This window comes from Chryseobacterium sp. GVT01B (genome assembly GCF_019970045.1).
Taxonomy (GTDB): domain Bacteria; phylum Bacteroidota; class Bacteroidia; order Flavobacteriales; family Weeksellaceae; genus Chryseobacterium.
In genome coordinates this window covers 255,280-279,248 of record NZ_JAHXYI010000006.1, presented here as the reverse complement: position 1 = coordinate 279,248, position 23,969 = coordinate 255,280, and the positions used below count along the sequence as shown (strand labels likewise).

The window sequence follows — 23,969 nt, the reverse complement described above, 5'->3', positions numbered from 1 at the left end:
TAATAAAAAAAGAAATATATCAGCATTTGAATGCAAAGAAATAAAACATAAACATCTGTGAAAATCCGTGTCATCTGTGGTTAAATTAATAAACAAAGAAATCCAAAACTATATCAATGCAAATCTGAATGCAGATTTACATGCATTGCTGCTAAAAAAATCGCCTTTTCCGGAAGTTTCTATGCAGGAAATTGTACAGCAGATCAAAGGAAAGCAGGTTGCTGAAAGAAAATTTCCTTTTCTCTTGAAAGAAGGAATTATTTTTCCACCGCAGCTTAATCTGGAACAGTCGTCATCAGAAAAAACAGCCCTTTACAAATCCAAAATATTGAAAGGGAGTACATTTATTGACCTTACGAGCGGTTTTGGTATTGATGCCTATTATCTGTCCCAAAACTTTGATCATGTCACTTTGGTAGAGCAGAATACAGAACTTTTAGAAATCGTTAAGCATAACTGGGGTATCTTAGGGCGTCAGGCAAGTTTTATCAACAAAAAGCTTGAAGATTTTCTGAGCCAAAATCAGGAACATTTTGATGTTATTTACCTTGATCCCGCCAGAAGAGATCAGCAGAAAAACAAAGTTTTTCTTTTAGAAGACCTGTCTCCTGATATTTTGGAAATTCAGGAAACATTACTTTCTATTTCCGATCAGGTAATTATTAAACTCTCTCCGCTTATTGATCTTAAATATCTTGTATCAGTGCTGTCGGGTATTTCCAGGATAGAAATTATTGCCCTGAAAAATGATGTAAAAGAAGTTGTTATTTTTTTATCCAACGAAAATACAGATGAGATTATCTGCAGCTGTGTGAACCTTGAGAGTGGTGAATCTGGCTTTACCTTCAAATTTGGAGAAGAAGAAAGGGCAGAATCGGAATATTCTGAGCCTGAAAAATACATTTACATCCCCAATAACTCTATTTTGAAAGCAGGAGTTTTTAATTTGATTTCACAAAAATTCGGATTGAAAAAGCTTCATCCAAACAGTCATTTTTATACCTCCAGTGAAAAGAAGGAAGATTTTCCAGGAAGAATTTTGGAGATGGAACCGGTTGACTCTAAAAATATTAAGAAAAAAGAACAGTTTAATATCATTTCAAAAAACTATCCCTTAAAACCTGAAGAAATCAAGAAAAAATATGGGTTGAAAGATGGAGGAGATCATTACCTTATTTTTACACAATCCAAAAAAGGGAAAATAATATTAAAATCAGTATAAAAATGTTGCCGAAAAAAGCAGGATTTCTTACTTTTGGGCAATCAAAAATTTAAACATGAAATCGCCAGCTGTTTGGATACATCAGAATAGATTAAAATAGTGCGGTTTCATATGATCTTAAAAAAAATAATTTTACATATGAAAAAATTAGTTATATGTTTAGCAATTGCAACAGTAGCGGTAAGTTGTAAAAAAGTACCAGCTGGTGGAAATAAAGGGACTTTGAAACTGGAAGAAGGAGTAGAAAGATATTCTGATGCTGCACAGGGAGAAGGTCACGGACATGCAGCTGCTGCAGAACATAAGGAAGAAGTTGCTGTAAAGCCAGAAGCTGTAGCTCCTAAAACAGACAGTACTGCTGCTGCAAAACCTGCTGAAACTGAAAAGGCTCCAAAAGCTGAACACTAATTAGAAGTACAAAATATACAAGTGCCCTGTTTTTGCAGGGCATTTTTTATTAAAAAAGATGGCTATAAAGCTCATTAGCATAAGGTTGGGAAAATCCTGTTTTTTTGTTTGTTCCTGCCGGGCATTTTTTTTAATTTTAACAAAATAAATTTTTACAATGCAAGAGACATTAAATTACATTAACGAAAACAAACAGCGTTTCGTGGATGAATTATTTGAGTTATTGAGAATTCCTTCTATTTCTGCAGATCCGGCGTATAAAGATGACGTTTTGAAATGTGCAGATGTAGTGGCGGCGCACCTTAAAAATGCAGGAGCTGATAATGTTGAAGTTTGCCAGACTAAAGGCTATCCAATTGTTTTCGGAGAGAAAATTTTAGATAAAAGTTTACCTACAGTATTGGTGTATGGACATTATGATGTTCAGCCGGCAGATCCATTAGAATTATGGACAAAACCACCTTTTGAACCTTATATTGAAAAAACGGAATTACACCCTGATGGAGCCATTTTTGCAAGAGGTTCTGCGGATGACAAAGGACAGTTCTTCATGCATCTGAAAGCTTTTGAAGCTATGATGAAAACCAATGCTCTTCCTTGTAACGTTAAATTTATCTTAGAAGGAGAAGAAGAAGTAGGTTCTGTAAGCTTAGGAGACTGGGTGAATGAAAATAAAGAGAAGTTAACTTGCGATTGTATCTTAATTTCCGATACTCATATTTACAGTAATGAACAGCCAACGGTTACAACAGGATTGAGAGGTTTAAGCTATGTAGAAGTAGAAGTGGAAGGTCCAAACAGAGATTTGCACTCAGGTCTTTACGGTGGGGCAGTTCCAAACCCTATTCACGTTCTTTCAAGAATGATCGCTAATCTGATTGATGAAAACGGTCATATTACAATTGACGGGTTCTATGATAATGTAGAAACGGTTTCAGATGCAGACAGAGCAGATATGAACAAATTGAAAGACAATCCTGAAGAATTCAAAAAATCAATTGGATTAAGTAATATAGAAGGAGAAAAAGGATATACAACTTTAGAAAGAACATCTATCCGTCCTACTTTAGACTGCAACGGAATCTGGGGTGGTTATACAGGAGAAGGCGCAAAAACCGTAATTCCTTCCAAAGCTTTTGCTAAAATTTCAATGCGTTTGGTTCCTTACCAGACTCCTCAGGAAATCACGGAAAAATTCACGAAATATTTTGAAAAAATTGCTCCGGATACAGTAAAAATTAAAGTAACGCCTCACCATGGAGGAATGCCTTATGTTTTACCAACCAATACCAAAGAATTTGCAGCTGCAAAACAGGCGATGGAATCCGCATTCGGAAAAGAAGTTCTTCCATACAGAGGAGGAGGGAGTATTCCAATTACAGCGATGTTTGAGCAGGTTTTAGGAGCTAAGTCTGTATTGATGGGCTTCGGGTTGGATTCTGATGCGATCCACTCTCCAAACGAACATTATGGATTATTTAATTTCTATAAAGGAATTGAAAGTATTCCGTTGTTCTTTGAAAATTATTCAAAGTAATTCAACGAAAATAAGATAAGGTAAGGTATTTCTGGAAAGAGATACCTTATTTTTTTGCTCCTGATTGAGCTGTTTTATCTTTGTGGAAAGACGTTTTTAATAGATTTGAAAATTAAATTCACTGAGAATAAAAGCGTTATTTTTTATTTGCAATAAGTTATTTCACCATTCGAGGAAAGTTTATATTTTTAATACAAAACTTGATTTACTATGAAAAAATACTACTCAATTGCGTTTTTGCTATTTTCAGCCTGCGTTTTTGCACAACAGACTATATCCTTTGAGTTCAATGAAGGATTCAACGTTGGTGATATCCATGGCCAGGCAGGATGGATCAGTACTCCCACAGGAGGAGTTCCTGCAAATGTAACCCATCAGACCATCAGTGTAGATAAAGCCAGCGACGGAAGCAGTTCCCTCAAAATTGTAAAAGAAGCCACCTACGGAACCCAGTCTGATCCTATTATCGGAGGCTTTTATAACCTGCCGGCACCTCTTGCTTACAACAACTTTTCCGTATCATTTGATATCAATATATCGCAGCTCAACGGCTCTGATTTTGGTTTTCAGGGAGTAAATAGCGTTGATGATCAGCCTGTAGTGAGATTGGATTTTGATAAAACCGGATTGTTCAAGATCCTGAATACAGTATCCGGTATACAGGATTTGATTTCAATATCTTCAAACTGGCTGCCTAATATCTGGTATAGAGTAAAAGTCATAGGAACTGCCACAGATGTCAGGTATTACCTCAATAATATTCTTATTTATACAGGAACTGCCACAAGTTCAGTGAATATAGACCAGCTGCGTTTTGTGCATAATAATGCCCTGGGATCAGCCTATATTGATAATATTAAAGTAAATAGTGAACTATTGGTTTTAGGGATTAAAGATTCTAGAGTTACCACCAAAGAAATATCAGTTTACCCTAATCCTGCAACTGATTTTATCCATATTAATTCTCTTAGTACAATAAAAAGTATTGAAATCTATGACGAGTCAGGAAAGCTGATAAAAACTGAAAAGAACAATAGCAGAATAGATGTAAGAGGGCTTTCTGCAGGTGTATATATGGTTAATATCAAAACTGAAGGAAGGAATTTTACAGAAAAAGTAATCATCAGATAAATTATTAATTGATTCTGAAAACCTGTATTCTTTCTAGCCTGCGACTGTATTTATGGATGATTTTTTTGAAATGATGCTTTTCTTTAGGTTTAATATCTTTATTTGTTTAAGTTAAAATATATTATGTTAATTATTGATTAGGTTTAAAATATTCGCTGATTTTGTCTTTTTGATTAAAATACATATATTTGCTCAAAACTAAAAAATATCATGAAGAAACTTTACATTTTCGCAATTTCGTTGATTTCCATATCATCTTATGCCCAGCAGACTATCTCTTTTGAAGCCAGTGAAGGATATACAACAGGGAATATTAATGGGCAGCAGGGTTGGATTACTACAAATGATGGAGGGACCCCACCAGTATATTTGACAAGCCAATTGGTTTCAGCTGAAATGGCAAGCCAGGGTTCAAATAGTTTAAAAATAACACCAGATTTACCTTATGGACCACAACAAAGCCCTGTAATGGGTGGTTTCTATACCTTTACTACACCATTAACCTATAATAGCTTTACACAATCATTTGACGTAAGACTTACGCAAAAAAGTTCATCAAGCTCAGATTTTGTGTTCAGAACAGTGAGTACAACAGGAGCTGGAGGAATTGTTACTTATATTGATTTTTCTTATGATGGAAGTATTTTAATTGCTACAGCAGGATCTGGTAATTTGGTAAATACAAACCAAACCTGGAATGCCAATACCTGGTACAGAGTAAAAATAGTTTCTACGGCCACAGGAATTCAATATTTCCTGAATGATGCTCTGATCTATACAGGACAACCGTTCAGTAATAATAATATCAACAGAATGGATTTTGTACATGATAATTATGGAGGTTCTGCCTATATCGATAACATCAAAATCAATAATGAAGCATCACTATCTACAAGAGATGCTGTTAAAAACGATGTGAAACTATCCATTTATCCAAATCCTGCTACTGAAGTAATAAAAATTACAACTGCTAACAAGATAAAACATGTTGAAGTATATGATATGTCAGGAAAAAGAGTAGATGTAACCTTAAACGGTGATCAGGTGAATGTAAGAAACTTATCTTCCGGAGCCTATTTACTGAATGTAGAGACGGAAGGAAGAAACTTCACAGAGAAATTTATAAAAAAATAAATCCTGATAAATCTTAGTATCAGTAAAACGCTCCAATTGGAGCGTTTTTGTTATTTTAGAGAATTAAAATCGGGAATCAATGACAGAGAATAAAACAGCTTATATAACAGGAGGAACCAAAGGAATTGGTTTCGGAATTGCTAAAATTTTACTTGAAAATGGAATCTCAGTAGCATTTTCAGGAAGAAAACGAGAAGATGTCATGAAGGCGGAAGAAGAACTTAAACAATATTCAGAAAATGTTTTGGGAATTGTTTCTGACGTAAGAAGCCTGGAAAGCGAGCAGGAAGCAGTTAAATATACTGTTGAAAAGTTTGGAAGACTGGATTATATCATTGCTAATGCAGGATTAGGTATTTTTAAACCCGTAGATGAACTCACTGCGGAAGAATGGAATGATATGATAGAAACCAATCTTACGGGTGTTTTCTATACCTTAAAAGCATCCGTAGAAGAACTGAAAAAGACAGAAGGTTACTATATTACCATCTCAAGTCTCGCAGGTGCTAACTTCTTTGAAAACGGAACAGGATACAATGCCTCAAAATTCGGAGTGGTAGGTTTTACACAGGCTGCAATGATCGATTTAAGGAAATATAATATCAAGTCTACAGTGATTATGCCGGGTTCGGTGGCAACTCATTTTAATGGAAACATTCCGTCTGAAAAAGACAGTTGGAAGATTCAGCCCGAAGATATGGGGAATCTCATATTGGATATTTTAAAGATGAACCCAAGGGTTTTGCCAAGTAAAATAGAGTTTAGGGCAACAAAACCAACCAAGTAACTACATCTAATGTATTGAATAATAATTTAATAAGTATTATGCATGCATAATATATTTTTTATTTATATTAGCAAAAATTAATTCAAACAAAATCTCTGCATAAACTGTTATGATTTTATGCATCAAAGGGAAAAAATAAAATAGTACACGTGAAACCTTAAGGTTACATATGACCAATAAAAAATTAAGAACAACATATGAAAATATTAGTTTGCATTAGTAGTGTTCCGGATACTACTTCCAAAATTAACTTTACAGCAGATAAATCTGCTTTCGACAAAAACGGAATTCAGTGGGTAATCAACCCGTTAGACGAATTTGCGTTGACAAAAGCGGTTAAACTTCAGGAATCTCAGGGAGCAACAGTAACAGTAATCAACGTAGGAGATGCTGCTACAGAACCTGTAATCAGAAAAGCGTTAGCAATTGGTGCTAATGATGCTGTAAGAGTAAATCTTGATCCTAAAGACAGCTATTCTACAGCAAAAGAAATTGCAGTTGTAGCTCAAAACGGAGGATATGACCTTATCCTTTGCGGAAAAGAATCTATCGACTATAACGGGGGTTCTGTTCCGGGAATGGTGGCTCAGCTATTGAATCAGCCTTTCGTAAACGCTTCAGTAGGATTAGATGTAAACGGAAGTGAAGCTACTGCAGTAAGAGAAATTGAAGGAGGAAAAGAAACTATTTCTGTGAAATTACCGGCTATCATTGCAGGTCAGAAAGGATTGGTAGATGAAAAAGACCTTATCATCCCGAATATGAGAGGAATTATGTCTGCAAGAACAAAACCTCTACAGGTAGTAGAGCCTACTTCTTCAGAAGTAAAAGTTCAGGGAGTATCTTATGACAGCGTTCCGCCAAGAGCAGCTGTGAAAATGGTTTCTCCTGACAATCTGGATGAATTGGTAAGATTACTTCACGAAGAAGCGAAAGTAATCTAATCTTTAAATTTTTCAATCTTTTTAATTTTTAAATGTAAAACAATGGCAGTATTCGTATACGCAGAAAATATAAACGGAGTTTACAAAAAAGCAGCTTTTGAAGCAGTTTCTTACGCTAAAGCTGTTGCTGATAAAGCTGGAGATACCGTTACGGCAATCTCTGTAAACCCAACAGATTCTTCAGATTTATTATACAAATATGGAGCATCAAACGTCATCAATATTAAAGACGAAGGTCTTAAAAACTTCTCAGCAAAAGCGTTCGCACAGGCTGTAAGTGAAGTAGCAGACGGAAACATTATCGTTTTCCCTCACACAACTGATGCTTCTTCAATTGCTCCGATGCTTGCTGTAATGAAGAACTATTCTTTAATTACTAACGCTTTGGAAGCTCCTGAAAGCCTTTCTCCTTTCCAGGTAAAGAGAAGAGCATTCTCAGGAAAAGGTTTTATGCATGCAAAAGCTGAAGGAAACGGAGTAATTGTTACGGTTTCTCAAAACGCTTTCGGTGTTAAAGAAAATGCAGTATCAGGTTCAGAAGAAGTGAAAAATTTATCAGTAGCTAATGAAGATACTAAAGTGATCTCTCACGAGCAGAGCTCAGGAAAATTAGATCTTAAAGAAGCAGAAGTTGTTGTTTCTGCTGGTAGAGGGATGAAAGGACCTGAAAACTGGGGAATGATTGAAGATTTAGCAAACGTTTTAGGAGCAGCTACAGCATGTTCTAAACCGGTTTCTGATATCGGATGGAGACCTCACACAGAACACGTAGGGCAAACAGGTAAAGCTATTTCTCCGAATCTTTACATTGCTGTAGGGATTTCAGGGGCAATTCAGCACCTTGCCGGTGTAAACTCTTCAAAAACTATCGTAGTAATCAACAGCGATCCTGAAGCACCATTCTTCAAGTCTGCTGATTACGGAGTAGTAGGAGATGCTTTCCAGATTATTCCTGCATTAACAGAGAAAATTAAAGCAATAAAAGGATAAGAAAGTGAATTGTGAATAGTCAATTCGCTTTGCCCGTCAATTTTTAATTAAATAATTCACTCGCGAAGCAAAATTCACTATTGACGTTTGACAATCATCAACAATACAGATAAAAGCTCGGCTTTCCGGGCTTTTATTTTTGCGTAAAAAAGTAAAATCACAATGAAAAATTAATCTATATTTGTAGCTATGGATTATAAGCAGCTAATTATTCGCGGAATATCGTACAGCCAGACACAATCAGGGGCGTACGCATTGTTACTGGAGCATGAAGAAACACACATAAAATTACCTGTTGTTATAGGAAATTTCGAAGCCCAGTCTATCTCTCTCGGATTGGAAAAAGATATTCATCCGCCGCGTCCTCTTACTCATGATTTATTTACAAAATTTATAGTCTCTGCCAACTATGAACTGATCTCTGTGATCATTTATCAGATTGTAGACGGAGTATTCTTCTCCAATATCAACTTTAAAAATAAAGTGAACGACGAAGAATTAATCCTTGATGCCAGAACTTCAGATGCTGTTGCAATGGCGGTAAGATTTGATGCGCCGATATTTACCACACAGCAGGTTCTGAATGAAGCCGGGATCTTATTAGAACTCGAAGATGTTGCCAAAGAAGACCAATCTTTCTCAGAAACTGTACAGACAAAAGACAACTTAAAATCTCTTTCTATGGAAGAACTTCAGAAATTACTGGAGGATGCCGTTAAAGAAGAAGACTATGATACTGCTCTTGAAATCCAGGAAGAAATCAAGAGAAGGAAAAAGACAATTGACTAAAGAGATACTTTTTATATAAACTATGAATTTAAAATTACGACTGACTGTCCTGAATTTTCTTCAGTTTGCAGTTTGGGGAGCTTATCTAACTTCTATGGGAAATTATTTAGGTTCTATAGGACTAGGCTCCAAAATAGGTCTTTTCTATGCAATGCAGGGAATTGTTTCTATTTTTATGCCTGCAATTATGGGAATTATTGCAGATCGATGGATCCAGGCACAAAGACTCCTTGGAATCTGTCATTTACTTGCTGCGGTATTTTTACTTGCTGCAGGATATTATGGGATGTCAGCTGGAAATAACATTGAATTTTCCAAATTATTTGCTTTGTATAGCTTGAGTGTGATGTTTTATATGCCTTCTATTGCATTGTCAAACTCTGTAGCCTACACGGTTCTTGTTAATAATAATTTTGATACCATCAAGGCTTTCCCTCCAATTCGTACTTTCGGAACTATTGGGTTTATCTGTGCAATGTTATTTGTAGACTTTACAAGTTATCAGAATAATTATTCGCAGTTTTTTGTTTCAGGTGTTTTAGGAATTATCTTATTCCTATATTCATTTACTTTACCTGAATGCCCCGTTAACAAAAGCGATGAAAAAAGAAGCTTATATGATGCTTTAGGATTAAAGGCTTTTAGTTTATTTAAAGATAAAAAAATGGCAACATTCTTTATCTTTTCTATGCTATTAGGAGTTTCCCTTCAGATCACCAATGGTTATGCAAATCCTTTTATAACTAGCTTTAAAGATATTCCATCCTTTAAAGATACTTGGGGTGCTAATCACGCAAATGCTTTAATTTCTTTGTCTCAAGTGTCTGAAACAGCATGTATTTTATTGATCCCATTCTTCTTAAAGAGATTTGGAATTAAAAAAGTAATGCTAATGGCTATGTTTGCATGGGTTTTGAGATTTGGTTTATTTGGACTGGGAAATCCTGGAAATGGAGTCTGGATGTTTATTTTGTCTATGATCGTATATGGTATTGCATTTGATTTTTTCAATGTATCCGGTTCTCTTTTTGTAGATAAAGAAACAGATAAAAGTATAAGGTCCAGTGCACAAGGAGTGTTTATGATGATGACCAATGGTTTTGGAGCAACAATTGGGATGCTGTTAGCGCAGGAAGTTGTGAATCATTATGTATTTTCTCAAACTGATCCTTTGTTACAGCTTAAAGGATGGGAAATGTCATGGTATATTTTTGCAGGATACGCTTTAGTGGTTGCAGTATTATTTGCAGTTATTTTTAAACACAAACACAACCCAGAAGATGTTTCATCAGTAAAACATTAATTAAAACTAACATTCTTAAGATATTAAATTGCATTTTTTAAAAAATGCAATTTTTTTATTTTAAGACCGGAATGTTGCTTTCCGGAAAGACTTTACATCCAATTTCCATGACAAGTCTTTGATGAAGAAAAAATATGGACTTCAGATCGGGATAAAGATCGTAAATGTTAATTTTTAATTTAACAATAAATAACCTTTTTCTTTGTGTAATAAATAATAATATTAAGGCTTTTTTATAACTAACAAGTGTTCGGGTAAAGAAATCCTATTTTTAAAACACACTATTTAAAAGTGTGTTTTTTTTTGTATTTTGGCACTTTAGTAAATATGAAAAATATTCAGTTATTAGGATTACTGTTAGTAGTAGCAGGCAGTTTTTTACCCTTGGTACACGTGCCTGTTATTGGGAACTGGAACTATTGGAAACTTGATCATTATCTGGTTATTGCATGCTGGATATTTGCCGCATGTGCAGTTTTTGGAATTGTTAATAACAGCGTAAAAATCGTAAGATTTTTTGGTATTCTGCTTATCCTTTTATTTGCATTTACCTTATTCGCTGTAAAGATGCAGTCTTTGCAATACTTTAGCTTTTTACCATTCAAATCATGGCAGGAAACTTTTGCCGGAATTGTTAAGCTGAAATGGGGCTGGGCTGTAGAATTTTTAGGAGCTTTCCTTTTGGTTTTTGCAGGAGGAAGCAAAAAAGTAAATAATCGAACACAACTATAAAGATGAACTTCTTAAAAATATTTTCCGCAGGAATTTTCTTGATGGCAGCTACACAGATTAACGCGCAGACTGCAAATCAGAAAAAACCGGATAATCCGCCTAAATGTGCCAATATAAAAGAAGGTAAATTTGTGAGACCCAATTACCCGGAAGGAATATGGCATATGACCATTAAAGATAATGTTCAGACTGAATATTTCAATAATGGAAAAGACTATATCAAATCAACATTGGTTTTTGTGGATGACTGCAACTACAAAGCAATTATTATGGAGAAATCTGATAAAGATAATCCCATACAGATAGGAGATGTCTTCAATAATAAAATTATAGCAACTCAGGATAACCTTCTGAAAGTTAATACTAAAATTGAAGGAACTCAGTTTGATGTGGTTTATGTAAAAGTGAAATAAATTCAACCTAATAAAACGGAATCTTTGTTCCGTAGCTAAAAATAAAAATTATATACATGAAAGAAGTATTCATCGTTTCCGCAGTAAGAACACCTATGGGGAGTTTTATGGGAAGCTTGTCAACAGTTCCGGCTACAAAACTGGGAGCAACTGCTGTAAAAGGAGCACTGGATAAAATTGGTTTAGATCCTAATGCTGTTCAGGAAATTTATATGGGGAATGTTCTGCAGGCAGGAGAAGGCCAGGCGCCGGCTCGTCAGGTAGCTTTAGGAGCAGGTCTTTCAATCAATACACCTTCTACTACAGTTAATAAAGTTTGTGCTTCAGGAATGAAGGCTGTAACAATGGCTGCTCAGGCAATCAAAGCTGGTGATGCAGAAGTAATTGTTGCCGGAGGTATGGAAAATATGTCTTTAGTTCCTCACTATTACAATGCAAGAGTGGCTACAAAGTTAGGCGATATCAAAATGCTTGATGGGATGGTACTTGACGGTCTTACAGACGTATACAACAAAGTACATATGGGAGTATGTGCAGAAAAATGTGCAGCAGACTATAATATCACAAGAGAAGATCAGGATAACTTCGCTGTAGAATCTTACAAAAGATCTGCAAAAGCTTGGAGCGAAGGGAAATTCAGTGAAGAAATTGTACCGGTTTCTATTCCTCAGAGAAAAGGAGAGCCTGTAATTTTTGCTGAAGATGAAGAATACAAAGCAGTAAACTTCGACAGAATTTCAACCCTTCCTACTGTATTCAAAAAAGAAGAAGGAACAGTAACAGCAGCTAACGCATCTACTTTGAATGACGGTGCTTCTGCACTGATCCTGGTTTCCAAAGAAAAAATGGAAGAACTTGGATTGAAGCCTCTTGCGAAAATCGTTTCTTACGCTGATGCAGCACACGAGCCTGAAAACTTTACAACTGCTCCGGCAAAAGCATTACCTATCGCCCTTAAAAAAGCAGGATTAGAAGTTTCTGATATTGATTTCTTTGAATTCAACGAAGCTTTTTCAGTAGTAGGCTTGGCTAACAACAAAATCTTAGGATTAGATGCTGCTAAAGTAAACGTAAACGGAGGAGCTGTAGCATTAGGACATCCACTGGGAAGTTCAGGTTCAAGAATCATCGTTACATTGATTAACGTATTGAAGCAAAATAACGCAAAATACGGTGCAGCAGCAATCTGTAACGGAGGTGGCGGAGCTTCTGCTATCGTTATTGAAAATATCTAACATACAGATAAAGCCATAATTTATGGTTTCAAAGTAAAAAAGCGGGGTTTCATAACCCCGCTTTTTTGGTTACAGAGTGTTTTCTTACGGTTATTACTATACTCTTTAGGCTATTATAGTTAAACTTCTGGTTACATAACCCTACAGACAGTATCGATGACATCCGCAGAGTTGTTCAGAACCGGTAAAGAGAGCTTCCACAATCTTATGGTATGTCTGTTAAACCATATTAAATAGTCTTCATGAAGGTATGATTAAGATTCACAGGATATTAAATATGCTGATTTTAGCCGATTTGTTCATAACTGACACCATAAAAAGAATAGTAACCCAATAATAAAATACATTTATCAATATCTAATATTCTGTTTAAGAATGTATTACCATTAAGAAATGGATAATTTTTTTAAAAACTTATCCATTTCTTAATGGTTTTTTTATTTTTGTGCTACTAATATATATTTGAAATGTCTGAAACTGAGAATCGACAGCCTAAAAACATAAAGAATAATCCAAAGATTATGAAGGCATGGGCTGTATATGACTGGGCAAACTCCGTGTATTCCCTGGTTATTACCTCTACTATTTTCCCCATTTATTATTCCATACTTACCACAGCGTATGAGAAAAAGGAATACGTAGCAGAAACCAAAACATGGATTGATGTCCCGGTAAGACATATGATCAAAATTTTTGGAGAAGAATACAAACCGGATACGGTGTACGGATATTCATTAACGATATCTTTCCTTATTGTTGTATTGCTCTCACCCTTTTTATCTTCCTTGGCAGATACAATCGGAAACAAAAAATCCTTCTTACAGTTCTTTTGTTATTTAGGAGCTACATCGTGTATGGGATTAGCCATGTTTACAGGAATGCATAACGTATTTCTGGGGCTTCTCTTCAGTATCACGGCAAGTGTCGGCTTTTGGGGTAGTCTGGTGTTTTATAACTCCTTCCTTCCGGATATTGCAACACCGGACAGGCAGGATGCACTTTCTTCCAGAGGATATGTATACGGATATATTGGGTCTGTAGTTTTAGTTGTAATCTGCTTGCTGCTGATTCAGGTTTTTGCTAAAGGGGCTGCACAGCAGTTATTATTTACAAGAATCAGTTTCTTGCTTACAGGAGCCTGGTGGTTTGGTTTTTCTCAATATACATTCAAACATCTTCCACAGTTTGGAGATGTAAAAGATAAACTTCCTAAAGATCTTGTATTACTGAACTATAAAAATATTTTCAAAAAACATGAAGAACAGGGAGGTTTTTTTGAAGTATTAAAAGATAATATGAGTTTCTATAAAGATATTGCTAAAGAAAGTTTTCATGAACTCTTTAAAGTAGGAAGAGATCTTTTCAAAGACAGAAACCTGAAGTTCTTTTTGTCAAGTTTCTTCTTTTACAGTGTGGGAATGCAGACGATCTTCCTTATGGCAACATTATTCGGAAAAAGCGAGATCAATCTGGCTCAGGATAAACTTATCGGAACACTTCTGGTAATTCAGATTGAAGCTATTATTGGGGCTATTATTTTCTCAAGACTATCAAAAAGAATCGGAAACAGGAATGTTATTTCCATTGCAATCATATTATGGATAGCTGCTTGTATATGGGCTTACTTCCTGAAAAAAGAAAGTCCAACAGTAGAATATCAGTTTTATGGAGTAGCTGCAGTAGTCGGTTTGGTAATGGGGGGGCTTCAGGCGATGTCCAGATCTACATATTCAAAACTGCTTCCGGAAAATTCAATGGAAAATACAACGTATTTCAGTTTCTATGACGTATTGGAGAAAATTGCCATCATCATTGGAACATTCATCTTTGCAACATTGATCGAGTATTTCAATAATATGCGTATCGCAGCATTATCCATGACTCTATTCTTTGCAGCAGGATTGGTTTTAATACGATTCCTGAAGGTTAAAATGAGAACCGACAGAGAAACATTATAAAATTGAAAGACGTTATTTTTAACGTCTTTTTTTTATTTTAAAGAATAAAAAACATTTATTTGATTAATTGATTTGATTTATTTATAGAATTGCCATTAATACTAGTATATAGCTATGTTTTTTCACTATGTTTTGATTTTTTTTGTTTATTTGTAAAAAACGATAAAAATTATCAAAATCATGAAAAAGCTTCTATTAATTTGTTTTTTGCAGTGTTTTATTCTTTGTTTTTCTCAAAATTTAAAACCTGTTGCTCAAAAAGTTTTGGAATTTCATAATCGAAAATCAGAACTTAAAACCTATGCCTTATTTGAGATAGATAAATCTGCAGATAAAATAGCTGAATACAAAAAAGCAGCAACAGATATTACGGTGATGTCTTTGAAGCCTGCAGAATTAAAAAGATTAATCCAAGATAAACCTGATTTTCTTGAAATCTCTTTTCCCTTTGATGGAGGCAGACAAATCACTGTTGAAATGTACAGACATCAGATCTTAACCAACGATTTTAAAGTAGTTACAGATAAAGGGATAGAAGTACAGTATACACCAGGAGTGTATTATCAGGGAATTGTGAAAGGGGATAATGCTTCTATCGTGGCCTTTAGTTTCTTCAATAACGATATTGTAGGAGTTGCTTCTACCCCTGAATTAGGAAATATAGTTGTAGGAAAAGCTAAAAATTCTGAAGATTTTGTAAGTTACTCGGATTCTAAATTAACAGGATCTAATCCATTTGCCTGTGATGTAGACGGATTGAAAGAAAATCAGGTTCAGAGACCGGTTTTCAACCCTAATAATACCAGCAAAAAGAAAACAGACAACTGCGTAAGAATGTACTATGAAGCAGGTTTCGGCCCTTATACCCAAAATGGAAGTAATACCACAACTACAACCAATTGGGTAACTGCTATGCATAATAATGTTTCAACACTGTATGCAAATGAGAATATTAATGTGGCTTTAAGTGAAGTTTTTGTTTGGACAACCACTGATCCTTATGCAGGCTCACCAAGCACAATTCTGAATCAGTTTAGAACCACCAGAACCTCTTTTAACGGGGATGTGGCACAATTATTAAGAAACCCCGCTACAACAAGTATCGCCTATGTAAATTCATTATGTACTGATTACAGATATTCTTATTGTGGTACAAATTTCACCTATCAAAATGTGCCAACCTATTCATGGAATATAGAAGCTATGACGCATGAACTTGGGCATAATTTAGGTTCACCGCATACTCACGCATGCTTCTGGAACGGAAATAATACAGCTATTGATGGCTGCGGACCTGCTTCAGGAAATAACGAAGGTTGCACGGCTGCACTTCCTGCTGCAGGCGGAGGAACTATTATGAGTTACTGCCATTTGGTAAGCAGCGTAGGGATTAATTTTGCGAATGGTTTTGGTGTACAGCCTGGAACATTGATCAGAAATATAATAGATTCAAAAGGATGCCTTGGTACCAACTGTACCGCTTCTTGCCCTACTTCCATCACGAATTTTAACATTAACAATATCACACAGACTTCTGCAAACGCCACTTTTACAGACGCTCTTTCAACAGCATGGAAATATAAGCTTACAACAGCAAACGGAGCGGCAGTATCTTCAGGAAATGTTAATACACAGTCTTTTAATTTTTCAAATCTACAACCGGCATCTTATTACAGACTAAGTGTAGGAACAGATTGCAGCGGACCAAATGCATTCCAGTTATCAAAACTTTTTCTGACGGACGGAGCATGGTGTGATGGAACTCAGTTTTTGGACACGGGAGGTTCCAACGGGCAGTATAAAGATAATGAAGACCTTGTAAAAACATTTTATCCTACTCCGGGCTCATCTATGACAATGACATTTACAACATTCGATCTTGAACAGGGCTATGATTTTATGTATGTGTATAATGGCCCTTCTACAGCTTCACCATTATTCGCCAATGGAAATAATTTGACTGGAAGTACAGTTCCCGGTCCGTTTACATCAACAGATCCTTCAGGTGCTATAACCGTAAGATTTGTTTCAGATGGAGCCGTTACAGGAAACGGCTGGAATGTGAACTTCTCTTGTAGTGTCTTAGCAGTAGAAGATATCAATATCAAAAATAATTCAATAGATATTTATCCGAATCCTGCCAAAAATATGATAACTCTCTCTTCAAAAGAAAGATTAAAGGGATATAAAATCTATGATGAAGCAGGAAGGCTGGTTGCTTCCGATTCTTCTTTAAAAGGGAATAAACAGGAAATAAATCTTTCCTCAATTCAGACAGGGAACTATGTGATTACTGTAGAAACAGAGAAGCAGACCATTAATAAAAAGCTGATCAAACAGTAATTTTTAAATAAAACTTTGTAAAAGCCTGATAATATCAGGCTTTTTTCATATATTTATATAGAAAAAATTCGGCCTGAGTTTTGCTTATATTCAGCGGAATAATTTTTAACTTTGCAAAAAGATTTATTGTCAATATGACCAACCCTTTATTTTATGCAAAAATAATCCTGTTTGGAGAATACGGAATGATTGAAGATTCCCAGGGGCTGGTAGTACCCTACAGCTTCTATAAAGGAACTTTAAAATTTTCAGATTTGAGTTCAGAATTTGAATTGAACTCCAACAGGCATCTGCAGAAATATTCTGAATTTCTTACAGCACTTGATCTTTCCGACGATTTTAAATTAGATATCGAGAGCTTCAAAAATGATATTTCTAACGGACTTTTCTTTGATTCCAATATTCCTCAGGGATATGGAGTGGGAAGTTCCGGAGCTTTGGTTGCTGCTATTTTTGAAAAATATTCAATCAGCAAACTCAATCCTGAGAATATCTCAAAAGATAATCTTAAAAAATTAAAAGCTGTTTTCGGTGAAATGGAAAGCTATTTCCATGGAAAAAGTTCAGGAATGGATCCTTTGATCTGTTACATGAATCTGCCAATCCTTATCGAAAATAAAGAAAATTTAGACAGGGTAAATATTCCGGAAGGAGAAGAAGGAAAAGGAGCTATTTTCCTTATTGATTCCGGGATAACAGGCGAAACAGGTCCTATGATTCAGATTTTCTTTGAAAAAATGAAGGCTGAAGGTTTCCGCAAAACCCTGAAAGAAGAATTTATCCGTTACAACAACGCATGTATTGAATCTTTCCTTAAAAAAGATATGAATCCTTTCTTCAGAAATCTGAAAAAACTTTCTCATTGGGCGTATGAACATTTCCGTCCAATGATTCCTGAAAGTATTTTTAATATCTGGAAAAAAGGTCTGGATTCTAACGCTTATTATCTGAAACTCTGCGGAAGCGGTGGAGGCGGCTATATCTTAGGATTTACTAAAGACTATGCAAAAGCAGAAAAAATGCTTGAAGGCTTCCAAAAAGAAGTGATTTACAGATTTTAAATAGGTTGGAATGAATTCTGAAAAAGAAACTTTCCAATCTAAAAATTATATATCAAAATCTTTACTGTACAGATTTTCACAATTCGTGGGCTTTCTGCTCGGAGCGCGTTTTTTTGTAGCAGCCCTGTTGACGTTTGCCCTTTATGTTTCCACTTTTTTCCTGTTCAATCAGGATGAATCTTTCAGAAAATTTGTCTTTGATTTCAAAGTACACGGTATTATTTTCTGTACGGTTTTAACCATTCTCGCCGGTGGCATTATCAATCAGTTTTATGATCTGGAGAAAGACCATATTGTAAAACCTTTCAGAACAAGGGTTCAGAGTTTTATCAAGCAGAAATATTTTCTATACGCTTATCTCGCACTCAGCGCTATTTCTTTAGGAGTGGCGTGGATGATTTCCCATAATGTCTTTGTTTTTTTTGTAGTTTATCAGTTCTTTATGTGGTTTTATAGTCACAAATTGAGCAGAATACTCATTGTAAACAACCTTACCTTTGTCAGTCTTACCTTATATCCGTTCTTTGGAATGATGGTGTACTACGAAACCTTTTCAAAAAAGGTATTCCTGATGGCAGTTTTTCTTTTCCTTATTTTACTTTGCATTGATATTGTGAAAGATACCCTTACCAGAAGTGTGGACAAAACATTTGGATATACTACAATTCCTAATTATTTTAAAAGCAGAAATACAAAACTTATTCTGACGTCTTTACTCATGGTTACTATGGCCGTATCTATGAAACTTATTACAAAAACCGGGATTACCGGGTTCATGGCCTATTATTTTGCCGGAGGACTTTTTATCATGATATTATGTATTTATCTTCTTATCAATGATTCCCGGAGAAGTAACTTCTTTACTTTGAATATATTACGGTTCTGGGTTTTTGTAGGAATTATTGCAATGCTTTTAAACGGGATAGAGCATAAATTATAAAAAAAATCTTTAAATAAACTGAGGTTATTATTACCTTTGCATAACTAAATTTAATAAATAGGAATGCCCATTTTTAATGATACTAAAGTTGCATTTGCAGACAAGTCTGATGCACAATTGAGAAAGGCTTACTGGATGTTTAAAATGATTGAACAGCCCGCTCTTACAAGCCTTGGAACATCTATCCTGAATTTTACAGTACACAACAATTTTCCTTTCGTTAACGGGATTGTAAAAAATACCTTATTTGAGCAATTCTGCGGTGGTGAAACGCGTGAAGAAAGTATGAAGGCAGTGAAACAGCTGTTCAAAAGAGGAGTTGGAAGTATCTTCGATTACTCTATTGAAGGAAAAGAAGATGAAGAAACTTTTGATGCGGTTTGCAAAGAAATTAAGGATATTGTTAGATTCTCAGTGGGAAATCCGGCCATTCCTTTTATCGTATTCAAACCTACAGCTTTCGGAAGAATTGATCTTTATGAAGCCGTTGGAAAAGGAGCTGAGCTTACTACCAGCCAGAAAGAAGAATGGGAAAGAGTGGTAAAAAGATTTGATGAAGTATGCAGTCTTTGCCACGAAAATGATAAAAAAGTAATGGTAGATGCTGAAGAAACCTGGATGCAGGATGCAGCAGACCATCTTTGTGAAGAAATGATGGAGAAGTATAACCAGCAAAAACCTATCGTTTGGAATACCATCCAGATGTACAGAACAGGAAGACTGGAATATATGGAAGCTAATCTTCAGAGAGCAAGAGAGAAAAATTACTTCATTGGGTACAAAATTGTTCGTGGTGCTTATATGGAAAAAGAAAGAGCCAGAGCAGTAGAAAAAGGATATGCAGATCCTATCCAGCCAAGTAAAGATGCTTCAGATAAGAACTACAATGCAGGAATCGACTTTGTTATGAATCATCTGGATAAAGTTTCTGCCTTTTTTGGAACCCATAACGAAATCTCTTCAGAGCTAATTATGGATAAAATGAAAGCGAAATCTTTGGACACTGACAATCCACACGTTTATTTCGGGCAGCTTTATGGAATGAGTGATAATATTACCTTCTATCTGTCTGATAAAGGCTATAATGTGGCTAAATATCTTCCATATGGACCTGTGAAGGATGTTGTACCATATCTGACGAGAAGAGCCAGAGAAAACACTTCTGTAGCCGGACAAACCGGAAGAGAGCTGGGGCTTATCAAAAAAGAACTGGAAAGAAGAAAGAAATAATAGTATTGCTTTACTATACCTATCAGGCCTGCAGATTTGCAGGCTTTTTTATGCAATCAACTTCAATACAGAAGCTCAGTTATCCCTGAAGAAGTAGACTTTTAATCAAATTAATAATAATCGATATAATTATTGTTTACATTAATTATATGTTAAAATAATATGATTTTCATTGCTGATTTGATTTTTAATTTTTATATTTGATAGAGCCATAAAAAACCAATGCATGAAAATGTTTTCATTTACCATCAGGATACTGTTCTGTAACAGAATTTCTCAAAATACATAAGCAAAGTATTATCCTTATAAACAGCCGAAATTATAAAAACATATTTGTGGGATAGATAATCATAAGAAGATAAAAATTCTATCACTGGATATCCATCTCATTTCAAAAAACAAAATAAAGCAATAGCTTTAGTTTTCTTCTTCAAATATTTTTTAACCTGATCATTTTCTTTGATCAGGTTTTTATTTTTAAGGCTCAAAGCTCTCAAATTTTCCGTTTTCATAGAACAAAACAATACGTTTTATCTTATTAGTCTGATTACCAAGTATTTGTCCTAATATTTGATCACTGGAATTTTCTAATCGCTGAGAATCGGATATTTTTTCCGGAGCTTTATTCTGGGCTGGTATAAACGATTCTCCAGCACTTGATGTGGAGGCTTCCATCTCTGTTTCATCACTTCCGAATTCATCATCGTCATTCATCATCGTAAAAAGATCGGGTAGTGGAGTCGTTTTTATTTTCTCCTCTTCGGTATATTCTTCATTAATTTCTGATTCGGGCAGCTGGGATTTCAGCATCTCACCTTCACCCGTAACCAACCAGTCCCACAGAAGTTCCGGGAAACGGGATTTTATTTTTATGATAAATTCAAGAGACGGTTTGTTTCTTCCTGACGTGATATGCGAAATGGACGAACGCTGCACATCAATCTCATCAGCAAACTCAGAAGGAGTAAGATTAGAATACTCTATAATTTTGGAAATTCTTTCATTTAAACTCATAAAAATAAACCTTTAATTATTTTACAAATGTAACTTATATAATTTACAAATGCAAAATACAAATGTAAATAATTGAAATTATTATCTATATACATTTGTAACATGGTAACAAAGTATTTTAAATCAGTATATTACAAATAAATTACAATTGTATTTAATATATTATTAATCTTCCGGGGGGAATTCTATATGAGCATTCAAGTACTATATTTTACTTATATTAAGTGTTTATAAATGTAAATTATTAGATTTTAAAAGGTGATTTAGTCCCTTAAAATGAATCCTTTTTACTGTTTACATAACTAATCGACCGAATTACTTCTTCGGGAGTCAAGATGCTGATAAATGTCCATTTTAAGCGATATAATAGCTATATTACGTGTGTTACAGTAGTAAATTACTAATGTAAACACCTTAATTTAAGCCGATATAACACCATATTAAAGAAAAATTGAACCTATTCTAAACAACTATTTTTATTGTCTGTTAATTAACGCTCAGAAATATAAATTAATTAGAATTCCAGAGAAGATTTCTAATTTTTTGAGCTATTTACATTTGTATAATAATATAAACGGCAGAGTTTTCCACAATAATTATGTTTGATAAAATACTCCTCAAAGAAGCTAAAAAAGCCTTTCTTACACTTCAAGTAATATTCTAAATGTAATTTAGATAAACTTTATAACTTATTGATTCAATGCATTTTAAATATATTGAATTAAATTATTCGCAATCCACAATTTTATCAACAGACAATATGTCATTAGAGACTGTTTAATAGTATTACAGATGTTAATTATTGTTTATTGAATAAAAACAGCAGTATTTAATACTTGTAAATTATTTTAAAAACATGTGTCAAATGTAAATTTTTGCATTTTTACTATTTTTACAAATGTTAATTTAAGTTTTTGCCTAAAAATGGTTAAATTTGATTCTTGTAAATTATTTCTCAAGATGAATTTTGAACAGATCTATTCTCAGACACCCGATTTCTCAAATCGCTATATTTCCCCTGAAAAATTATTTTCTTACCTACAGACGAATCTCAGCGATTATATTCAGGAGATCGGAACATCGTATTTGGATAAGCCTATTTATCGGTTAACTATAGGAACCGGAAAGATTCAGGTACTAGCCTGGTCACAAATGCACGGAAATGAATCCAACGCTACCCATGCGATGTTGGATCTTTTAGTGAGCCTTGATAAGGCACCTGAAATGAAAGCGGAACTGTTCAGTAAAATACAGCTTGATTTTATATTCATGCTGAATCCGGATGGATCTGAAAGATGGACAAGACTAAATGCTGCTGATATTGATCTGAACAGAGATTTTCATAACGAGGCCAGTAAAGAGATTAAGTTTCTGAAACATGCTGCCGCTTCAAAGAAATATGATTATGCATTAAACCTTCATGAGCAAAGGACCATATTTACCACTGACGGTATTCATCCCGCTACGCTTTCCTTCCTGGCACCTTCAGAAAATGTAGAACGGACTGTTACAGAAAACAGGAAAAAATGCATGGCAGTGATTGCAAGTGTATACAACCACTTGAAGGAGATGATCCCGAACCAGATCGGAAGATATTCTGACGAATTTTATCCTACTTCCACAGGTGATAATTTCATCAAAGCCGGAATGCCTACGATCTTATTTGAAGGCGGACACTTTGTAGATGATTATACCAGAAAAGGAACGAGAAAATATTATACTATCGCTCTTTATTATGCACTAAAGGCAATTAGTGAGCTGAACTCTGATATTACAGGCTGGGAAACTTATCTGGATATCCCTGAAAATCAGGAAACGCATTATGATATCGTTTACAGAAATGTAAGACTGAATACAGACCATGAATGTATTTTGGATATAGCAGTTCAGTACAGAGAGATCAAAGAAGAGGGGAAAGATGAAATCTCTTTCATTCCTTTTGTAATGGAGGCCGGAGATGTAAAGAAGAGAAAAGGCTGGCTGGAAATAGACTGTACCGGAAAGAAATTTATTTCTGCTACCAAATATCCGAAACTGGATTCTGTAGTGGATTTTAAAATTGAAGACTAAAAGAATTTTAAATAACCTCATAAAAAATCTCCGGCAGCCCTGAAAGGCTGCCGGAGATTTTATTTTTATAACTAAGTTCCAAACTTGGGATATTAAAATTTATATTCAATAGGAATGGGCTTTAGCTCATTTACATTAAATAAATATTCATCCGGCTTTAGCCAAAACTTAATTTCAGAATATAAAGTTTAGTTAACCACTTTAATTCCATTAGCTACAAATCTGATTTCTTCTTTAGGCTGAGTAATCGCATCAATTTCAGCTTGCGGCTTTTTAGCATCTTCAGCATAATGTTTCTGCTCATTCACAGAAGTTACTTTTCTTTCTGCGTTACCTTCCAATACTACGTTTTTACCCTTTAAAGCTGTAGGAACAAAGAAAGCATAGTCTTTCATTTTTACAAAAAACTTAGAATTGTCCTCAGTCTGAATGGTAAGCCAGCATCCTTTTTTATCGCAAACATCAGTTACTTTTCCTTTAACAGCTACATTTTCAACTTTTTTATTGTCTTTTTTAAGCTGTTTATTCAATTTATCTACTGTGATCGCTTTAGATTCAGCGGATGGGGCTACCTGATCTCCATAAGTATCACCAACCAAAGCTTTTCCTTCCGGTGGACCAGATTGAGCAAATGCTAATGAAGAAGCTGTTAAAGCTGCTGCAAATAATATTGCTTTAAATTTCATGTTTAATATTTTTACCAAAAATACTAATTAATATTGAATCAT

General features: G+C 34.8%; 21 protein-coding genes. 19 read left to right on the top strand and 2 right to left on the bottom strand.

All coding sequences use genetic code 11. The annotated features are described in order from the left end of the window. Positions 1-76: 76 nt before the first annotated feature. The 18 genes from LC457_RS16100 to LC457_RS16015 all read left to right on the top strand — a co-directional run bounded on the left by LC457_RS16100 (position 77) and on the right by LC457_RS16015 (position 20,157). On the top strand, positions 77-1,222 hold the full coding sequence (locus LC457_RS16100) for a class I SAM-dependent methyltransferase (RefSeq protein WP_223600801.1): 1,146 nt from the start codon (positions 77-79) through the stop codon (positions 1,220-1,222). 138 nt (positions 1,223-1,360) lie between these two features. Continuing rightward, on the top strand, positions 1,361-1,630 hold the full coding sequence (locus tag LC457_RS16095; protein WP_223600800.1) for a hypothetical protein: 270 nt from the start codon (positions 1,361-1,363) through the stop codon (positions 1,628-1,630). 157 nt (positions 1,631-1,787) lie between these two features. Then, entirely contained in the window at positions 1,788-3,167 is a 1,380-nt protein-coding gene (locus tag LC457_RS16090) for a dipeptidase (RefSeq protein WP_223600799.1), read from the top strand. A 210-nt stretch (positions 3,168-3,377) separates the two neighbouring features. Then, positions 3,378-4,298, top strand: a complete 921-nt coding sequence (locus LC457_RS16085) for a T9SS type A sorting domain-containing protein (protein ID WP_223600798.1) — start codon at positions 3,378-3,380, stop codon at positions 4,296-4,298. 210 nt (positions 4,299-4,508) lie between these two features. Beyond that, on the top strand, positions 4,509-5,432 hold the full coding sequence (locus tag LC457_RS16080) for a T9SS type A sorting domain-containing protein (RefSeq protein WP_223600797.1): 924 nt from the start codon (positions 4,509-4,511) through the stop codon (positions 5,430-5,432). A gap of 79 nt (positions 5,433-5,511) precedes the next feature. Next, positions 5,512-6,219 carry an SDR family oxidoreductase gene (locus LC457_RS16075; protein ID WP_223600796.1) on the top strand — a complete coding sequence of 236 codons (708 nt, stop codon included), beginning with the start codon at positions 5,512-5,514 and terminating at the stop codon, positions 6,217-6,219. Between the two features lie 197 nt (positions 6,220-6,416). Then, a complete protein-coding gene (locus LC457_RS16070; RefSeq protein WP_223600795.1) occupies positions 6,417-7,163 on the top strand; it encodes an electron transfer flavoprotein subunit beta/FixA family protein in 747 nt (248 codons plus the stop codon). Between the two features lie 42 nt (positions 7,164-7,205). Further along, positions 7,206-8,153: an electron transfer flavoprotein subunit alpha/FixB family protein gene (locus LC457_RS16065; RefSeq protein WP_184554211.1), complete on the top strand. Its 948-nt coding sequence runs from the start codon at positions 7,206-7,208 to the stop codon at positions 8,151-8,153. A 189-nt stretch (positions 8,154-8,342) separates the two neighbouring features. Continuing rightward, on the top strand, positions 8,343-8,942 hold the full coding sequence (locus LC457_RS16060; protein WP_223600794.1) for a bifunctional nuclease family protein: 600 nt from the start codon (positions 8,343-8,345) through the stop codon (positions 8,940-8,942). 22 nt (positions 8,943-8,964) lie between these two features. Continuing rightward, complete coding sequence (locus tag LC457_RS16055) at positions 8,965-10,245, top strand: MFS transporter (RefSeq protein WP_223600793.1); 1,281 nt, start codon at positions 8,965-8,967, stop codon at positions 10,243-10,245. A gap of 327 nt (positions 10,246-10,572) precedes the next feature. Continuing rightward, entirely contained in the window at positions 10,573-10,977 is a 405-nt protein-coding gene (locus tag LC457_RS16050) for a hypothetical protein (protein ID WP_223600792.1), read from the top strand. A 2-nt stretch (positions 10,978-10,979) separates the two neighbouring features. After that, positions 10,980-11,390 (top strand): hypothetical protein, encoded by a 411-nt coding sequence (locus LC457_RS16045; RefSeq protein ID WP_223600791.1) that lies wholly within the window; start codon positions 10,980-10,982, stop codon positions 11,388-11,390. A 56-nt stretch (positions 11,391-11,446) separates the two neighbouring features. Then, complete coding sequence (locus LC457_RS16040) at positions 11,447-12,625, top strand: acetyl-CoA C-acyltransferase (RefSeq protein WP_223600790.1); 1,179 nt, start codon at positions 11,447-11,449, stop codon at positions 12,623-12,625. A 467-nt stretch (positions 12,626-13,092) separates the two neighbouring features. Continuing rightward, positions 13,093-14,583, top strand: coding sequence for an MFS transporter (locus tag LC457_RS16035; RefSeq protein WP_223600789.1), 1,491 nt, complete (start codon positions 13,093-13,095; stop codon positions 14,581-14,583). Between the two features lie 264 nt (positions 14,584-14,847). Then, positions 14,848-16,926: a M12 family metallo-peptidase gene (locus LC457_RS16030; protein WP_223600788.1), complete on the top strand. Its 2,079-nt coding sequence runs from the start codon at positions 14,848-14,850 to the stop codon at positions 16,924-16,926. A 134-nt stretch (positions 16,927-17,060) separates the two neighbouring features. Beyond that, positions 17,061-17,987, top strand: a complete 927-nt coding sequence (locus LC457_RS16025) for a mevalonate kinase (protein ID WP_223600787.1) — start codon at positions 17,061-17,063, stop codon at positions 17,985-17,987. Positions 17,988-17,997: 10 nt separating this feature from the next. After that, positions 17,998-18,927, top strand: a complete 930-nt coding sequence (locus tag LC457_RS16020; protein WP_223600786.1) for a UbiA family prenyltransferase — start codon at positions 17,998-18,000, stop codon at positions 18,925-18,927. A 63-nt stretch (positions 18,928-18,990) separates the two neighbouring features. Continuing rightward, positions 18,991-20,157 (top strand): proline dehydrogenase family protein, encoded by a 1,167-nt coding sequence (locus LC457_RS16015; RefSeq protein ID WP_223600785.1) that lies wholly within the window; start codon positions 18,991-18,993, stop codon positions 20,155-20,157. Positions 20,158-20,634: 477 nt separating this feature from the next. Here the strand turns inward: LC457_RS16015 and LC457_RS16010 are convergent, their stop codons facing one another. Next, on the bottom strand, positions 20,635-21,171 hold the full coding sequence (locus LC457_RS16010; RefSeq protein WP_223600784.1) for a helix-turn-helix transcriptional regulator: 537 nt from the start codon (positions 21,169-21,171) through the stop codon (positions 20,635-20,637). A 960-nt stretch (positions 21,172-22,131) separates the two neighbouring features. Here LC457_RS16010 and LC457_RS16005 point away from each other — a divergent pair. After that, complete coding sequence (locus tag LC457_RS16005) at positions 22,132-23,241, top strand: M14 family zinc carboxypeptidase (RefSeq protein ID WP_223600783.1); 1,110 nt, start codon at positions 22,132-22,134, stop codon at positions 23,239-23,241. 188 nt (positions 23,242-23,429) lie between these two features. Here the strand turns inward: LC457_RS16005 and LC457_RS16000 are convergent, their stop codons facing one another. Further along, positions 23,430-23,927 (bottom strand): DUF4920 domain-containing protein, encoded by a 498-nt coding sequence (locus tag LC457_RS16000; protein WP_223600782.1) that lies wholly within the window; start codon positions 23,925-23,927, stop codon positions 23,430-23,432. Between the last annotated feature and the right edge of the window lie 42 nt (positions 23,928-23,969).

What these genes read in the sequence shown, in the direction of transcription:
- LC457_RS16095 (WP_223600800.1), top strand. Translation starts at nt 1,361, where the DNA reads ATGAAAAAATTAGTTATATGTTTAGCAATTGCAACAGTAGCGGTAAGT.
- LC457_RS16090 (WP_223600799.1), top strand. Translation starts at nt 1,788, where the DNA reads ATGCAAGAGACATTAAATTACATTAACGAAAACAAACAGCGTTTCGTG.
- LC457_RS16085 (WP_223600798.1), top strand. Translation starts at nt 3,378, where the DNA reads ATGAAAAAATACTACTCAATTGCGTTTTTGCTATTTTCAGCCTGCGTT.
- LC457_RS16080 (WP_223600797.1), top strand. Translation starts at nt 4,509, where the DNA reads ATGAAGAAACTTTACATTTTCGCAATTTCGTTGATTTCCATATCATCT.
- LC457_RS16075 (WP_223600796.1), top strand. Translation starts at nt 5,512, where the DNA reads ATGACAGAGAATAAAACAGCTTATATAACAGGAGGAACCAAAGGAATT.
- LC457_RS16070 (WP_223600795.1), top strand. Translation starts at nt 6,417, where the DNA reads ATGAAAATATTAGTTTGCATTAGTAGTGTTCCGGATACTACTTCCAAA.
- LC457_RS16065 (WP_184554211.1), top strand. Translation starts at nt 7,206, where the DNA reads ATGGCAGTATTCGTATACGCAGAAAATATAAACGGAGTTTACAAAAAA.
- LC457_RS16060 (WP_223600794.1), top strand. Translation starts at nt 8,343, where the DNA reads ATGGATTATAAGCAGCTAATTATTCGCGGAATATCGTACAGCCAGACA.
- LC457_RS16055 (WP_223600793.1), top strand. Translation starts at nt 8,965, where the DNA reads ATGAATTTAAAATTACGACTGACTGTCCTGAATTTTCTTCAGTTTGCA.
- LC457_RS16050 (WP_223600792.1), top strand. Translation starts at nt 10,573, where the DNA reads ATGAAAAATATTCAGTTATTAGGATTACTGTTAGTAGTAGCAGGCAGT.
- LC457_RS16045 (WP_223600791.1), top strand. Translation starts at nt 10,980, where the DNA reads ATGAACTTCTTAAAAATATTTTCCGCAGGAATTTTCTTGATGGCAGCT.
- LC457_RS16040 (WP_223600790.1), top strand. Translation starts at nt 11,447, where the DNA reads ATGAAAGAAGTATTCATCGTTTCCGCAGTAAGAACACCTATGGGGAGT.
- LC457_RS16035 (WP_223600789.1), top strand. Translation starts at nt 13,093, where the DNA reads ATGTCTGAAACTGAGAATCGACAGCCTAAAAACATAAAGAATAATCCA.
- LC457_RS16025 (WP_223600787.1), top strand. Translation starts at nt 17,061, where the DNA reads ATGACCAACCCTTTATTTTATGCAAAAATAATCCTGTTTGGAGAATAC.
- LC457_RS16020 (WP_223600786.1), top strand. Translation starts at nt 17,998, where the DNA reads ATGAATTCTGAAAAAGAAACTTTCCAATCTAAAAATTATATATCAAAA.
- LC457_RS16015 (WP_223600785.1), top strand. Translation starts at nt 18,991, where the DNA reads ATGCCCATTTTTAATGATACTAAAGTTGCATTTGCAGACAAGTCTGAT.
- LC457_RS16010 (WP_223600784.1), bottom strand. Translation starts at nt 21,171, where the DNA reads ATGAGTTTAAATGAAAGAATTTCCAAAATTATAGAGTATTCTAATCTT.
- LC457_RS16005 (WP_223600783.1), top strand. Translation starts at nt 22,132, where the DNA reads ATGAATTTTGAACAGATCTATTCTCAGACACCCGATTTCTCAAATCGC.
- LC457_RS16000 (WP_223600782.1), bottom strand. Translation starts at nt 23,927, where the DNA reads ATGAAATTTAAAGCAATATTATTTGCAGCAGCTTTAACAGCTTCTTCA.